At 42.2% G+C, this 15,884-nt stretch carries 12 protein-coding genes; 8 read left to right on the plus strand and 4 right to left on the minus strand.

Going from position 1 to position 15,884, the window contains the following annotated elements; translation table 11 throughout:
- Positions 1-240: 240 nt before the first annotated feature.
- Together AC0YN7_RS26305 and AC0YN7_RS26310 are read left to right on the plus strand one after the other, a co-directional pair.
- Positions 241-975, plus strand: a complete 735-nt coding sequence (locus tag AC0YN7_RS26305) for an ABC transporter ATP-binding protein (RefSeq protein ID WP_475812987.1) — start codon at positions 241-243, stop codon at positions 973-975.
- A gap of 13 nt (positions 976-988) precedes the next feature.
- The gene (locus AC0YN7_RS26310) at positions 989-2,215 is read left to right on the plus strand and encodes an ABC transporter permease (protein ID WP_475812988.1); all 1,227 of its coding nucleotides are present in this window, start codon (positions 989-991) and stop codon (positions 2,213-2,215) included.
- Positions 2,216-2,377: 162 nt separating this feature from the next.
- Here AC0YN7_RS26310 and AC0YN7_RS26315 read toward each other — a convergent pair whose 3' ends face one another.
- From AC0YN7_RS26315 to AC0YN7_RS26330, 4 genes are all read right to left on the minus strand, one after another.
- Positions 2,378-4,288, minus strand: coding sequence for a heparinase II/III domain-containing protein (locus tag AC0YN7_RS26315; RefSeq protein ID WP_475812989.1), 1,911 nt, complete (start codon positions 4,286-4,288; stop codon positions 2,378-2,380).
- A gap of 73 nt (positions 4,289-4,361) precedes the next feature.
- On the minus strand, positions 4,362-5,843 hold the full coding sequence (locus AC0YN7_RS26320) for an extracellular solute-binding protein (RefSeq protein WP_475812990.1): 1,482 nt from the start codon (positions 5,841-5,843) through the stop codon (positions 4,362-4,364).
- Positions 5,844-5,873: 30 nt separating this feature from the next.
- Positions 5,874-6,725, minus strand: coding sequence for a carbohydrate ABC transporter permease (locus AC0YN7_RS26325; RefSeq protein ID WP_475812991.1), 852 nt, complete (start codon positions 6,723-6,725; stop codon positions 5,874-5,876).
- A gap of 22 nt (positions 6,726-6,747) precedes the next feature.
- The gene (locus AC0YN7_RS26330; RefSeq protein WP_475812992.1) at positions 6,748-7,626 is read right to left on the minus strand and encodes an ABC transporter permease; all 879 of its coding nucleotides are present in this window, start codon (positions 7,624-7,626) and stop codon (positions 6,748-6,750) included.
- A 328-nt stretch (positions 7,627-7,954) separates the two neighbouring features.
- Here AC0YN7_RS26330 and AC0YN7_RS26335 point away from each other — a divergent pair, with 328 nt between their 5' ends.
- The 6 genes from AC0YN7_RS26335 (at position 7,955) to AC0YN7_RS26360 (ending at position 15,830) form a co-directional block, all read left to right on the plus strand.
- Positions 7,955-9,481 carry a response regulator gene (locus AC0YN7_RS26335; protein ID WP_475812993.1) on the plus strand — a complete coding sequence of 509 codons (1,527 nt, stop codon included), beginning with the start codon at positions 7,955-7,957 and terminating at the stop codon, positions 9,479-9,481.
- Between the two features lie 15 nt (positions 9,482-9,496).
- Positions 9,497-11,224: a sensor histidine kinase gene (locus AC0YN7_RS26340; protein WP_475812994.1), complete on the plus strand. Its 1,728-nt coding sequence runs from the start codon at positions 9,497-9,499 to the stop codon at positions 11,222-11,224.
- Positions 11,225-11,354: 130 nt separating this feature from the next.
- A complete protein-coding gene (locus AC0YN7_RS26345) occupies positions 11,355-12,227 on the plus strand; it encodes a sugar phosphate isomerase/epimerase family protein (RefSeq protein ID WP_475812995.1) in 873 nt (290 codons plus the stop codon).
- Between the two features lie 82 nt (positions 12,228-12,309).
- Entirely contained in the window at positions 12,310-13,443 is a 1,134-nt protein-coding gene (locus tag AC0YN7_RS26350; protein ID WP_475812996.1) for a glycoside hydrolase family 88 protein, read from the plus strand.
- Between the two features lie 38 nt (positions 13,444-13,481).
- Entirely contained in the window at positions 13,482-14,117 is a 636-nt protein-coding gene (locus AC0YN7_RS26355; RefSeq protein WP_475812997.1) for a YczE/YyaS/YitT family protein, read from the plus strand.
- Positions 14,118-14,993: 876 nt separating this feature from the next.
- Positions 14,994-15,830, plus strand: coding sequence for a protein-glutamine gamma-glutamyltransferase (locus AC0YN7_RS26360; protein ID WP_475812998.1), 837 nt, complete (start codon positions 14,994-14,996; stop codon positions 15,828-15,830).
- The last annotated feature ends 54 nt before the right edge of the window (positions 15,831-15,884 follow it).

The raw sequence follows: 15,884 nt of genomic DNA on the forward strand, positions 1-15,884 counted from the left end.
CTCTTGTAATCTGCATGCCCATGAAAGACGAACATCGGAAAGCCGTATGAGGGAAAACCTCACGTACGGTTTGATGAGGAGGGGCTGGGAAGACCAGCCCTTTACTCTAGTGTTGGTGTCCAGCCATATTGATGTATAGGTTTATATTTGCTCGTCATATAGGATATATATGGAACTTTAAACAGTTAATCTCGTAGAAGCATACTGGTTAAGTCATAACGAAGGGCGGATTTTTACATAATGATAGATGATAATAAAACCATAAAGTTAACCGACCATGTCCTGCGAGTTGCGATAACAGAGGCCGGTTATGAGGAAGATAAGCCAATAATTCGTCAAGTAGAGCTGCAGGTGGCACCCGGGGAGCTGGTAGGCTTAATAGGCCCGAATGGAGCTGGCAAGAGCACAACGATTAAAACGATTCTCGGCCTCATGCCGCATGTAAAAGGAGAAATTGAAATTGGCGGTAAAAATAAGCGTTATGCTTATGTGCCAGAGCAACCGCTCTTTTATGAATATTTAACGTTATGGGAGCATTTGAGGCTGGCGGCATCGGCATTTGAAATGGCGGAAAACCAATTTGAAACGAAAGCGGAAAAATTGCTGGAGCGTTTCAGATTGACCGAGGAAAAGCATAACTATCCCGTTCGGTTCTCCAAGGGCATGCAGCAAAAACTTATGCTTATTATTGCCTTTATGCTGGAACCGGACATCTATATCGTGGATGAACCGTTTGTAGGGCTTGACCCTCGTGCAACAAACGACTTCCTTATGCTGCTGGACGGTGAACGGGAGCGCGGTGCCGGCATACTCATGTCTACACATATTCTCGACACCGCTGAGCGAATCAGTAAGAGCTTTGTGCTTATCAATAACGGTTCCGTTGTTGCACAAGGCTCGCTAGAGCAAGTAAGAGTCGAAGCGGGATGTACGAAAGAAGCCACATTATTCGAATGCTTTCACGCATTGACTTAGGGGGATGCACAAGATGATCACACCTAGTCAGCTGTTTAGAATTCGATTGAAACGCAATGGCAAAGAACAGTTTCGAGCGTGGACAAGTGTATTGGATTGGACGGTTTGGGTCTATCTGCTTATTCCGGGGCTCTTTATTTCCGGAGGTCTCTACAGAGAGCTATGGATGGATATGGCTGATTGGGCAGACCAAATACCGTGGACTATTTTATATCCCATCGTACTGTTTATAATACTAATGTTTGGCAGACTGCGTATATTTGTGGAAGAAGCGGATCGATTATTTCTGCTACAGCATTTGCACTGGCTGCAAGTAATAAAGCGGTGGGGTTTACTCTATATGTTGGCATCCAAAGCCATTATTCTATTGCTTCCATTTGTGGTTCTGCTGCCGTTTCTATTAAAAGTCGAACAGCTATCCCTGCAACAGCTTGCTGTGGCCTCTGGATTTACTCTATTAACGGGTCTGGCAATGTCGCTTGGCTTTCATTTACTGGTTGGCAGGTTCAAAGGCTGGCGGAAGTGGACAGTGGAGTCGGTAATTTTAATTTTATTTGGAGTGATTTATTTCCTTCCTATGATTGCCGGGGTAAACGATAGAAATTGGCTGGCTATATCAATCATTGGCGTAATGATGCTAGTTTTGGTTCTATTATTTTTTACTTTACGTACTAGCATACAGTTTGAAGCAGAAGTGAAAAATGAAAGCGAAGCGCGTTTGCGCAGCACAGAATTATTGATGAGCCAGGTCATTGAGTCTAAAAAACTGATCAGCTTCAGACGGCCGATTGTATTTCGTCGTTCGCAGCGCTTATTTCGAAAGTCAGATGCTAGCACGATGCTTGCAGAAATGAGATTAAAAGCTTTTTTACGAGGCTTCACTCATATACGTGTATGGTTTGGCTTTATTTCGGCTTCCGCATTCGCGGTTAATATGGTACCAGCGCCGATAGCTGCGTTCTTACTTATATCCTTGCCAATGATAGGGAGTTCATGGCTGCACCTGCAATGGAGGCAATGGTTCACAGAACCATTTATTTCACAGTTTCCTTGGTCAGAGAAGGATGAGAAGAGAGCCGTGGTTTTGTCACGCTTCTGGCTACTGCTGCCCGCAATGGCAATATGGTCCGCGGTCTTTGGCTTTAAGCTAGCTGGTTTATGGACGGTGCTTCCAGCAGCAGTGATGGGTTGTGTTGTTTTGTATGGAGTGAATCACTTTGCGCTCCGGACAAAAGCCTGATTGAATGATAGTTAGTAGTTAAAGCGGACTGCTTTAAAAGGGGTTTATGAAGTGAGAGTAAAGTAACAAACCCAGTACCGGCGCGGTACTGGATTATTTTATACAGAAACTCTAGTTGTTTTTCAAGGCTCCCTTGAGGTGACGGCTTCCTTGAAAAACGATCTATAAATCTGAGTTTTCTGTCTTAGAGATAGTAAACCATGTATCTCCACTTATCGGAACATACTTCTGCTCCAGTACAATTCGAAAGATTTTATTGCCCCAGCTGGATACGAGCTTGCTGTCGGTTAACGGGATTTCTTCTATTTGAACGTTAAAGCTGCTCGTATCAAATTTCATTTGTACCACATCGTTATCAGATAAGAACAATATGCCATCTTCAGTATGTTTTACTTCACAAGGAGTTATAAAGTGATGCAGCAAGCTTTTATTCTGTTCTAGCTCATAACGATCATGGATGATGATCTTTTGTGCCTGCCGGTCAAGGGATGCATGACGCATATAGTGTTTGATCATGGCTTCTTCCTCATAGGATTTGCTAATGTCCATCGATATGCTGGCTATTTGCTCAGTCGCATGATAGCTTACCTGCTCTGCGTAGTATGCAGCCCCCTCGTGCTGCATCACTCCATTGATGGTGGGCAAATTGTGATATTGGGATTGCATGGTCCAAATATCATAGCGGTTTGGGCCGAAAAACTCTCGGCGATAAACCTCTACCCCGATATCAATGAGTATTGGACGGGCATTATAAAAGACGACATAATTTCCAACATCATTATGATTATGACTGTCTCCATTGCTTCCGCCTTTGATGCAGAGGAACAGACCTTTATCCGGCTCCTCGGTCTCTCGTGCTACCATAATGCCTAGACTTTCAATATAGGCTTCCGTTTCAAATTTAACAGACTTTGCTTTTTGCAGCATGCTGTGGGAATGACCAATTGAGGACAGTGCTCTCGAGAGGGAGAGTGTAGGGAAAGTTTTGTTGTCCAATTGGTACTTAAAGCAATACGCTCCAAAGTCCGCTAGCCGCATATCGTTCATCTGTATACCAGCGGTATATATAATCTCCGCAGCAGGATTGCACCTTGCACTTCCATCCGCAAAGTTTACGACATAATCCTTGCCAATATACAGCTTGCGAATATAGTCGGTAAAATGGCGAAGCTTAGGCTCCTGATAGATTTCAATTAAACCGTCAGTCGCATAATCGACCAGAGCTAGTCCTTCTAACAGCATACCGCACGATCTTCCCCAATAAGTGGCTCCCTCATCGATGCCACCGTCCTCGTCTATCCCTTGCAAGTAATAGTCCAGCATATCCATTGCACGGACAATCGCTCTTTTGCGAAGATCATCGTCTTCCTCACAAAGTAAAATGCTGGTTAAGCAGTTGACCACACACCAGGGATTCCAGTTATTCATATCTCGCCGATCGCTATAACCCATCCACCAATAATCATATCTAGTCAAAAAGGGGTCAATAATTCGGCGTTTGAGCTCTCGTTTTATTCGACGACTAATGAGCGGTTCGATCTCATCCAGCTTGTCTTTAAGAAGGTAGTAGACCATCGCCAGCGTCATTCCGGTCTCGCCAGCAAATATATCAAGTGCAGCCATATCGATGTCCGGAAGTGTACGCTCTCCATTAATAGGCTCTGGCTCGTAGATAAAGTTATGAGCAGAAACGACCCAGGAGCTTTCCTCGCAGATGCACCATATGCCATCTATAATATCCGTCAAATAGGAGCCTTCGCCTGCAAAGCACTCCGCTAGCGTCAAGGTGGAAAGGGCGTGCCTGCGAGCAAAATAAGGTGTTTCAAAGATCGCTCGGTCACCGCTTTTGAAGTATTCCATAAAGTCAGTCGCTTTCAGCATCGGATAGGCAAAGCTTTTGTAAGGCTTTGCTTGCTCTATAATTAAATTTCTGATCTGAGCATCGATGGAAGCCCATAGCTCTCGCTGCTCATAGCGGGGAAAGGGGACAAACTGCTTTAAGGGGAGAACTGGAAAAGGCTTCGTTCTTACATGGCCAGATGCGGTTGTTTCATACACTAGCTCTTTTAGCATGCTGCACCTCCGTTATTAGAAAGAAGGAGGGAAGAATAGCTTGGTTGTACAATGCCACTCTTCCCCTTTCGTTTTATTTATTGATTTCGTCAATGACAGCTTGAAGGTCGATTTCTTTGGCATAATTCGTAAAGTTAGCTGTGTAGCCATCGTAATCAAGCTTGCCCATGACATAATTGTGGAATAGATCCGTTACTTTCGCTTTAAGATCACCTACAACGTTGCTGTAGAGGGCAAACTCGCTGGATGGCAGGTTTGTCACTACTTGATCTTTATAGGTTTCGCCTATTTTTGCAATTTCGATAATGTTCTCATATTCGCCTTGAGTGTCATGATCAAATTTGAATGGATATTTAAAGTCTCGATCAAGTGGCGGGAATGACTGCCCACGGAAGCCGACACCACCATTATCCACATTCGCAACAAGTGCGCCATCAACTAGATCATAGTGATAGCCTTCAAAACCGCGGCTAGTTGCAATAATTGCTTCTGGATCCGTTAGCAGCCAAGTGAAGAAGGCATCAAACGTCTCCTTAGGATATTTGCTTGCGCTCGTAATACCGATTGGGGAGTCGGCTTCAAAGTACGATAGTCCGAATACACCCTTTTCACCTTCAAACGGTTTGACATAAGATAGATCCGCTCCCTTGAAGTTTTCATCTAAGCCAGCCTTGAGCGAGTCATAAATATCATCCCACATAATGATCGCTCCAGCTTCACCATTTATGAATTTCGTTCTAACTGCACCGTAGCTCGTGTTTGTTGGCATTTCAAGATCAATTAGTTTCTCACTGTAGAGCTTCTTCATAAAATCAAGATATTCTTTATATTCCGGCGTCAGGAATGGTACAACAGCCTTGCCATCCTTCATGTAAATCTGGTTGCGAGTGTTGAAATAAGCAGCGAACATATCTTGATCCTTCAGCACTGCAGAGAGGGTCAAAGGGATTGTATCCTTCTGTCCGTTGTTGTCTAGATCACTGTCACGAAATAAAGTCAGTACGTTGACAAGCTCGTCCATCGTTTTCGGCTGCTCTACTCCAAGCTTGGCCAGCCAATCTGTACGCAGCCACATATTCATATACTTTTGGTTTGTAACAGAGATACCGTATGTTTTTCCGTAAAACTTAAATGGTTCCACGACATTCGGATTAGCATCGAGAATAGCTTTTACTTTCTCATTGCCATTAATATAATCATCCAGAGGTACTAGAAAATCTTGTTTGACAAAAGGATACGGATTAGCAGGCAAGCGAGCAAGATCAGGCATGTCGCCAGAAACGAAAGAGGCAGTGACTTTATCCTCCCAGTTATTTTGCGGAACATGCTTAATTTCTAGATCAACGCCCGTTTTGCTCTTAAACTGATCGGATAACATTTGTGCTACATCGGGATTAGAATAATAATCCTTAGTTAGGAACGAGATTGAGGTTAGCTCTCCTTCCTTAGCTGCCCCTTCTGTCGCAGGCTTTTCAGTTGGACTTTTGGAACCGCAGGCTGATAATACCATTGTGCTGGTTAAAAGAATTGCGAGAGTAGTTTTGACTTTTTTCATTTTGCTCCACCTCTAATTGTTATTTTTGGATTAACCCTTTACAGAGCCAATCAGTACACCTTTTACAAAATATTTTTGTAGGAATGGATAAACAATCATAACTGGAATTAATGCTACAACAATCGTCGTATATTGAATGTTTTTTAATAGCGTCTGATCCGTACTGGTCGAATCCAACGAGTTTTCCATAACTAAGGTGCGTAAGACAACCTGTAACGTATGCATCTTAGGCTCACTAATATAGAGGATGACCTCCAAATAGCTGTTCCATGAGGCCATCATATAAAACAATCCGACCGTTGCTATTGCAGCAGTTGATAGAGGCAGTATGATTTTGAATAAGATTTTGATCTCCGAGCAGCCGTCAATTCGAGCGCTCTCAACCAGTGAAGACGGAATGCTCTCCAAAAAATTTCGCATAATAAGAATATTAAAGGTATTCAACGCAGCTGGAAAGATAAGTGCCGAGAAAGAATTAAGCAGCCCTAAGTCCTTTACAAGCAAATATTTGGGCAGAAACCCTAAGCTAAGGAGCATGGGGAGTACAATAATAAAGTTCAGAAATCTTCTGCCTACAAGCTCTCTTCTGGAGAGAGGGTACGCAATTCCAATAGTTAGCACCATGGACACAATAACACTGCATCCGGTTACGAACAAGGAATTTAAAAACGGTCCCTGAATGAGCTCATTTTCCAATACATATCTATAATGATCTAGAGTAAAGCCTCTAGGGAATATGCGGAATGACGCATCGGATGAGGTTGAAAAGGTGAGCTGAAAAATATACATGATCGGAAGCAGCACACTCAATGCGCATAATCCCATCACGACGTAGGATATTATTTTTACTATCTTTTCCTCAAGAGTCTGTTTAATAAGCAATGTCTACACTCTCCTTTCTAGCTTAAAATACACCTTCATCATTAATCTTTTTAGCGATTTTATTAGTAATCAGCACAAGCGTAAATCCAATTGCAGCCTTAAAGATACTGACAGCCATACCGTATCCAATCCTCATTTCACTAATCCCTGTTCTGTAGGCATAGGTTTGAATAACATCGGCTGTCTCATATACTACAGGAGCTGCCATAATAAGCACCTGGTCGAATATGTTAAGTATTTTTCCAAGCTGGAAAATAAGCATAATAACGATGGTGGGGCGAATTGATGCTAATGTGATATTCCATATTTGTGATAGCTTGCCCGCACCGTCCACCTTGGCTGCCTCGTATAGAGTTGGATCAACAGAAGTAATTGCAGCCAGGTAGACAATAGCTGAGTAGCCAGCTCCTGCCCAAATATCAGTTAATACGAGCAGCTCTCGAATATGCTCCTTGCTGGCGAACCAGTAGGTGGGTTCCACTCCTATCAGAGTGGCAAGCTGCGAGTTTATACTGTTTTGAGGAGCTAGAATAAGGAACCAAATGCTTCCGATTACAACCCATGATAGGAAATGCGGGAAATAAATAATGGTCTGCACTGATTTTTTGAACAGCTTTGAATTGATTTCGTTCAGCATCAACGCCACAATAATAGGAATTGGAAAGCCGAATAAGAGCTTCATCAAGCTAATTATAATCGTGTTCTTGAAAGCATTCATGAATGACGCGGAGTTGATTAGTCTTATGAAATTATCTAGACCGACATAGGAAACCTGCGATGCAGGAACCTCTCCGAAATTGGTAAACGCCCAACGCAGCTTGAGCATAGGGAGATATTCAAAGAGTAAATATAATGCCAGTGGGATGGCCATAATAATAAACAGCTGTCGTTGTTTGTACATGTTCCGAAAGATCGAAGCTATTTTCGATTTTTGTGGTTGCAAGGATAGGTATGCCTCAGATTTGCTAGTACGTATAACTTCCATCTCCTCTTTTGTATTTGCTTCCCCGACTTTTCACTTGAAGCTTAACAAATTGCCTTTTACCCTCACAATCCACAACATTAACGTAACATCCTGAAAATCAACCGACTTATTGAAAGCGCTTTAAAAACAATTACACTGCGTTAACAAAGGTATGCTTAGAATGAGCTATGTTGCAATGTATACTAAATGGGTGATCATTTTATAAGGGTTCATCTCTATGGCTATTCGATCGGAGGAGAAGGTAATGTTTGATATTGTAATCGTAGAGGACAAGAAAATAACCCGAGAAGGGCTTGTCCAGCTCATAGATTGGGAATCCATTAACGCACGTGTTGTAGGGGCCTTTGACAGCGGGCATTCGGCAATTGAATTTTTAAGTCACAATAAGGTCCACATTGTCATTACAGATATTGAGATGGAGAACGGAAACGGAATGGAGCTTTCAGCTTATATTCACGAGCGAATGCCTCAGACCAAAATCATTATTATTAGTGCATACGAGCGGTTTTCCTATGCCCATCAGGCGATTCAATTAGGTGTTTTCTCATATGTGTTAAAGCCAATTGTAGAGAAGGAGCTGCTAGACAAAGTACGTCATGCTACTCATCAAATCAAGAAGGATCGAGAGGTTCATGCCCTTGCCTCATTAGTGACTTTGCAGGAGCTTTCAACTACGATGGAAGCCTATCTCATGAACAGAGCAGTAGATCCTTCCATGCTGGAGCAAGCATTTGAAACGTTGCAAAGTGAGCTGGACTTTACTCGAGCTACTGCATTTGTGATTCGGGGGTATGGAGAACGTATTTCTATGCGCAGATTAAAGGAAGAGGTAGCTAGCTCAGGAAAGAAGATTATGCTGCTGCAATGCGGGACATTGCTCACCGGGGTCATCTTTGATGACAAGCCTCTTGACAGAATATATTTTGAAGACCTTTACAAAATCTTTAAATTTAGCAAAAAGGTTCGTATCGGTGTAGGAATAAACGTCGGTACGACTGCCGAGCTGAAAGCATCTTACGAAAGTGCGCTACAGGCCTATCGTTATGGTTTTCTGCACAGTTTAGAAATGGTCACCTTCTATGAACGAATACGGGAAGACCTGCAGGTTGAAAAGAAGAAGGACAGTACGCTCTATCTGGATTCCTCTTATTTAATTAAATGTATGGAAGCAGAATGGGATGTTGAGGCAGCAGAATACATCGACAAGATGTCTACGAAGTGGAAGGCCGGTAACAGCAGCATTACTCATATGATTAATCAATGCAGTGAAAGCATTTCTAGATTAACGTCAGAGCTGTCGGTCCACGCTGATGCATATGCACCTGAGACCGTGATGGCAGATTTCGAGCTCATTACTTGTCTTGCAGAGCTGCAAAGCTATATGAAAGAAAGCATGAGGTCTATTTCGAGCGAGGTTAAGAAAAATAAAACGCAAAAAATACGTCCGATTGTAAAGCTGGCCTTGTCTTATTCCTTGGATCATATAGAGGAGGTAGGTTTGAGTTTAAAGTTTATAGCGAACAAATTAAATACGAGCTATGTCTATCTGAGTAAAGCCTTTAAGGAGGACTACCAAATCGGATATACGGAATATATGAATCTATATCGGATTGAGCTGGCGAAGAAGCATCTGTCCACTCCTCACGCTAAAATTGGTGATGTTTGTGCTCGGATAGGACTGGAACAGAAAAATTTCTATTTTCTTTTCAAAAAATATATGGGAATGACGCCCAAGGAGTATCAGATTAAAAATTCACCTAGTGTTGGCTAGCCGTAAGGAGTGCCTATGTTCTATTCAATCAAATGGAAAACCTACTTCACCATTATTGCTTTCTTTACAATTACAATGGCTGTTTCAGGCATCATTGTCTATAACATCATAGAATCGGACCTACAGAAAAAAGCGATCCATACTGCTAATTTGGAAATCAACTTTGCTATTAAGCAGATTGATGATCAGTTTAAATACTTGGATCAGGCCTACTATGCAATTGCTTTTGATGAAGAAATAATTAAAGAATTAGCCAAAGAGCCAGATGAAATTAACTATAATAAAATTTTAACCAAGCTTGAAAATATTTTGTTTTCTACGAATTACAAGGCTTACTCCATTTATTTAAAAGATATTCGGAGCGGTGTGATCGTTTCTACAGAGGAATCCAGTATTGTGAAGCATAAAAGCGGCTATTGGGTGGAGGGCTTCACTAGAGAGGAGCTGAAAAAGCCAGGACTGATCCATACCCGGGATCTTACTACCGGCTCTGTTCCTCTCGTAGCACTTGCCGGGCGAGTGAAAAAAAATTATTTTGAAGATGCAGTGGCAATGCTTTCTGTGAATATGCTGCAATATTCGTTTAAGGAAATATTAGTGAAGGATAATGTATACCCTAATTCTATTCAAATAATTAGTGACCAAAACAATGAGGTTGTCGTCAATAGCAACAACGATGATCCCGCGTCGGTTATGGTGAAGATCCAAGGCGTACCAACTGGAGAGCGGGTAATGATTGATGATCAGTCGTATATTGTAATTAGCGGTGAATCGGAAAAATACGGCTGGAAATATACGAAACTGCTGCTCGAGAAAGAGGTTTTCTCTGGCATTTATAAAATTCGAAGCCTGCTTCTCTTCATTACATTTCTGTTTTCTGTTGCGATGCTGATCTTTATTTATCGCGTGTTGGATCATGTAACAGCCCCGATTTATCAGCTTTCTGCTATGATCAAAAAGTATCGTCAGAATAGCAATGAAAAAGTGGTTTTTAAGACTGACCGAAAGGATGAATTTTCCTACTTGTTTCAGAGCTTGGATGACATGGTCCAGCGAATTGACCACTTAATTGACGAGGTTTATAAGGCAGGGTTATATAAGAAAGAAACGCAGCTGCGTGTATATCGCAACAGCATTAATCCGCATTTCATTTACAATATTTTAGATTCAATTATTTGGACGATGAAGTTTAAAGACTATAACAAAGCTACCGACATTATTCAAGATTTCTCCACGTTTCTGCATCATACACTTCATGAGAGCAAAGAGTTTATTAGCGTCTTGGATATGGGGGCTGAGCTGATCTCATATTGCAAGCTGGAATCGTTTTTGAAGGACGATCTTATTACGTTTACTGTTGAGTTTCAGGAAGAGATTCAACAGCAAATGGTGCCATCGTTTATTCTTCAGCCGCTTGTAGAAAACTGCTTTAAGCATGGCTTCAAGGGTCGGAAGCAAGGACATATTACGATTAAGGGGTATATTGAAGGGCAGGAGCTTTTATTCGTAGTGGAGGATAATGGGAATGGTATGACGGAGGAAGCGCTGAATGCTTTAATGGATTATGTGCGTGATTATGATATTAATGTCAACAGAAAGCACTTTGGTCTTGCAAGTGCACACCATCGCTTAAAACTTTATTACGGCGAGGAATTTGGTGTGCGTATCACCTCGAAGCTAGGAGAAGGAACACGGATTATGGTTAACCTGCCGATTCATCGGACGGAATTTGATATTGAATAATTATGGTGATAGAACATTGATTTTCAAGGTTGTTCCTATCGAGGATATCTTTAATAATGAATGCGTACCCCAGCAAGAGCTGTCAGGTGCGCATTCATTTTTTTTCTTCTACTAAAAGGAGGACTACACTATGCGTTTATCCACTTCAACAAATTTATTGGACAAAGTATTTGACGAGTTTGGAGTTATTTCACCTGAAAGCTGTCTAGAGCAGGGTCTAGAAGCGGGTTTCAAGGTTTTTGACTATAACTTCTGCGATCAGGGTAGACCAGGTCGTCCTATTGCACAAGATGACTGGTATGAGCATATATGTCAATTTAAGAAATTCGCAGATGAGCTGGGTGTAACCTTCTCGCAAACTCATCTGCATATGTATGATCCGAATGATCCGCGAATTACTGATCACGGCTGGGAAAGAGAGCTAGTACAGCGCTCTATCGTTTGCTCGGGTGTACTTGGAGCAGAATGGGCAGTAACTCACCCGTTACATCAGCACAAGCCGAATTATTCGAGACAAGATTATTTGCAGCTGAATTTGGACTATTACGGTCCTATGCTGGACGAGGCTAAAAAGCTAGGTTACGGGCTATCACTTGAAAATATGGTGCAATGGGACAATGAATATGTATATGCGTGCAATGGAGAAGATCTAGCCGAGCTAGCGGACGCCTTCAATCGTTCGAACGTTGGCATATGCTGGGATTTCGGTCATGCCAACCTTAGTGTAAGAGACCAAGCTGCTGAGCTGCGCAAGATTGGTTCACGACTTAAGTCGACTCATATTGCGGACAATCACGGTCATGCAGATGAGCATTTGGCACCGTTTTATGGTCACGTAGATTGGCATCAAATGATGCGTGTTCTCAAAGAAATCAACTATAAAGGTGATTTCACATATGAAATTCAAGCATTTTCCAGCCCGTTGCCAGTTGAGCTTCGTAAAACAATGACTGCTCATGTAGCTGACATTGGAAGATACTTGATCGGTAAGTTCGAAGAATAGGAGACATTGTCTACTATTACCATGGCATACAGTCGGTTATACACGGAGCTGACTATAATTTGAATTGAAAAGGAAGAGTAACATGTCTTATCCTATCAGCTCATCGGAAAGAAACTGGGTCAATACTGTTTATGAGAAGCTCCTAACTAAGCTTTCGCAGGAATGTGATCGAATGGGAGATAAAATTCCCTATATTCCTATCGATGGAACATGTCAGGATTATGGTGAGCAAGATATTTCGTTTTGGACGAATGGCTTCTGGGCAGGTATTTTATGGCAGATGTATGCAGCGACCGGCGACGAAAAATATCGAAAATCAGCGGTTGGTGTAGAGCAGCGGTTGGATGTTGCCATGATCGAATTTAATGGCTTGCACCACGATGTAGGTTTTATGTGGCTGCATACGGCTGTAGCAAATTATCGTCTGACGGGCAACGAAACTGCTAAGCTGCGTGCTATGCACGCAGCCAATCTGCTGGCTGGACGCTACAACATTAATGGTCGATATATCTCTGCTTGGAACGAAAATCGCCCAGGCTGGATGATCATCGACTGTATGATGAATCTTCCCTTATTGTATTGGGCAGCCAAGGAAAGTGAAGACCCGAGATATTTGCATGTGGCGAAAAACCATATCGACACTACGATTAATTGTTTAATTCGCCCAGACGGTTCCGCTCATCATGTCGCTGTATTGGATCCCATGCATGGGCAATTACTTGAACATCCTGCCGGCCAAGGATATGCCTCAGGTTCCTCTTGGTCTAGGGGACAGGCATGGACGATTTACGGGTTTTCTCTGAACTACCGCCATACAGGTGATCTTCGTTATCTCGATATTGCTAAGAGCGCGGCACATTATTTTTTAGCTAATATCTCGCAAACGGGATATATCCCTCGTGTTGATTTCCGAGCACCAACGCAGCCAGAACAGTGGGATACAACCGCTGGTGTATGCGCTGCCTGTGGAATGCTGGAGATCAGTGAGCATGTAGGGGAATACGAAAAGCAGCTGTATATCCATGGGGCTTTGTCCATATTAAGAGCAATCGAAGAAAGTTACTGTGATTGGAATGTAGAAACTGACGGCATTGTTGGTGGAGGTACAGTAGCCTATCATCGTGAAGAGGAAACGCATGTGCCTATCATTTATGGTGATTATTTTCTGCTCGAAGCTGTTACTAGGTTAAAAGGAAACGGTTTTTTCATTTGGTAATCAACTATTTATCTTGAAGACAGGACGGTAAGGGCACATTGAAAAAAGTACTCACAAAACAATATATCATCAAAATTTTGATCAGCATCATAGGTATTGCCATTACTTGTTTCAGTGCTTCCCTGTTCTACAAGATCGATATGGGTGCAGATCCTTACCAGGTGTTCGCAATTGCTGTACACAAACAGCTAGGAATCAGTTATGGACAGGCAAATTTGCTGCTGAATTCCATCATTGTCGTTCTTTTAATCATTTTTAAGAGGAAATATATTAATGTTTCTCTCATTTTGTCGCTGATCATTGCAGGCCCACTGTTGGATGTTTTCAATCACATGCTTGGGCCGTTAATCGGTACTGATCTTTCACTGTGGTTGAAGCTGACTCTAGCGTTTACGGGTACTATCTTTTTGGCATTCGGTGTCTATCTTTATATTTCCCCTCAGCTCGGTGCCAGTCCTGCGGACAGCGTGGGTCTTATCATTTCGGATATGACAAGTATTCCATACAAGAGAATTCGGATATTAACTGATGCGTTATATACTGTCATCGGACTCTCATTGGGAGGTGTCGTAGGTATTGTGACGGTGTTATCGGTAGTGCTCACAGGACCTTGTATTGGATTGCTGCAGAATGCATTGAACAAGCGGAGGATTATGAAATATATATCCTGCTAAGCAGCATACACTGTATCAAACGGTATATATACTTCTAAGCAGCAACATTCTACGAAACGAAATATATTCTGCTAAGCAGCAACATTCTGCGAAACGAAATATATTCTGCTAAGCAGCATACACTCTATCAAACGATATATATCCTAACAAATAGCTTTTGCTGTTCTGATCATTGCGAAGTATCAAGGAATTGCCCGAAGTCTCTAACAAATGTTTTTTACCCTATATAAGTGCTGGTCGCGTAATTGTTACGTCATCCATGTTGGATGATAGTTTCGATTCTGCGTCCGGCGCTTTTTGGTTTCTGGGGGAAACTGACGGACAATAAAGAAAGGCAACTTAAGGACCATGGTTCTTAAGCGGGATTACTGCTCACCGAACAAGCTGCTGACACGTATAATAACCCATCTATAACTAGAAAAGTCTCTCGTGAGTAGACGTGTTTATGGAGGTAATGAGGGTAACTCACTGTTTAGTGAGGCTAATCTCATTAATAACAATAATCCAACGTGCAACTTTCTGTATTGTGAGGTAAACCTCATTCCCCATGAGGGAAGCTTCATCGGTAGTGAGTTTAGCCTCACTAATTCAACATACGAGCAACAGGAGCTTCTGAAAAAGTGAGCCTAACCTCACACTTAGTGTAATTACCCTCACAATTCAACGAAATCGGTCAACGGTGGGTCACTTAGTCATTAGCGATTAGTCATTATTCATTATTAATTATTCATTATTAATTATTAATTATTCATCAGTCATTATTCATCAGTCATTAGTCCAGCAATAGCAAATCAACTCGTAACGAAAGTATTTAAATTTGTCATATACCTAGCCTAGAGGCTATTAAATCTTAAGGATCTTAAGGAGGGAAGTAAGGTGATACTTGTTTCGGGTAGTAATTCAATACAACTCGATCCGCTGACGTTGACAGAGCTGGAGAGGAAGATTTTACGGCAAAAGCAGCAAAGCCCTATTATTTATCGATATCCCTCTGCAGATGCATTAGAATTTGAACTCAAAATGAGGCTGCACATAGTTGAAGCCGCCAAGGCGCTTTATGCCAGCGGAGTAGACTTTGCTACATTTGCAAACTCGAGGAGCAATGAGCGATATTGGACACGTACCGATAATGGGGGTTTCCAGCTAAAAAGCGGCGTATTGCCTTCTGTAGGTATAAACGATATTTTCATAAATGGGCATCTATATGGATTTGAATGTTCAGTAGCAATTATCATTATGTTATATAAGGCGGTACTCGATACGGTTGGTGACGCTGTATTCAACACTTATTTTCCGAATTTGTACTTGAGGGACTGGCAGCATGACCGTGATTTGCAGCTTATTACAACCTACAATAAAGACGAAGCGTATGCAGGGGATGTGCTCTATTTCAAAAACCCGGACCATGACAAGGACACGCCAGAGTGGCAGGGCGAAAATGTGATTATGCTGGATGACAATCTGTACTTTGGCCACGGCATTGGAATCGAGTCGGGACAGGATATTATTGCTGCGCTCAACCGAATGAGGGAGCCCGGCAGTACAATCTCCGCCTATTTGCAGGATCTTGTCGTATTTCCAGACTTCGAACATTTAAGGCAATTGTCCGCGCCACGTTTCCACTCAGAAGATACACGAGACAGCATGGGACAGAAACTGATTGTAGTAAGTGTAGGCTCGAGTACGGTCATTTACAAAAATGTGGATCTCTAACACGAAGAAAGATCAAGCGCTTGTTTCCTGAACGTTCAGGAGATGGGTGCTTTT

It is taken from the genome of Paenibacillus sp. J31R122 (genome assembly GCF_056269185.1).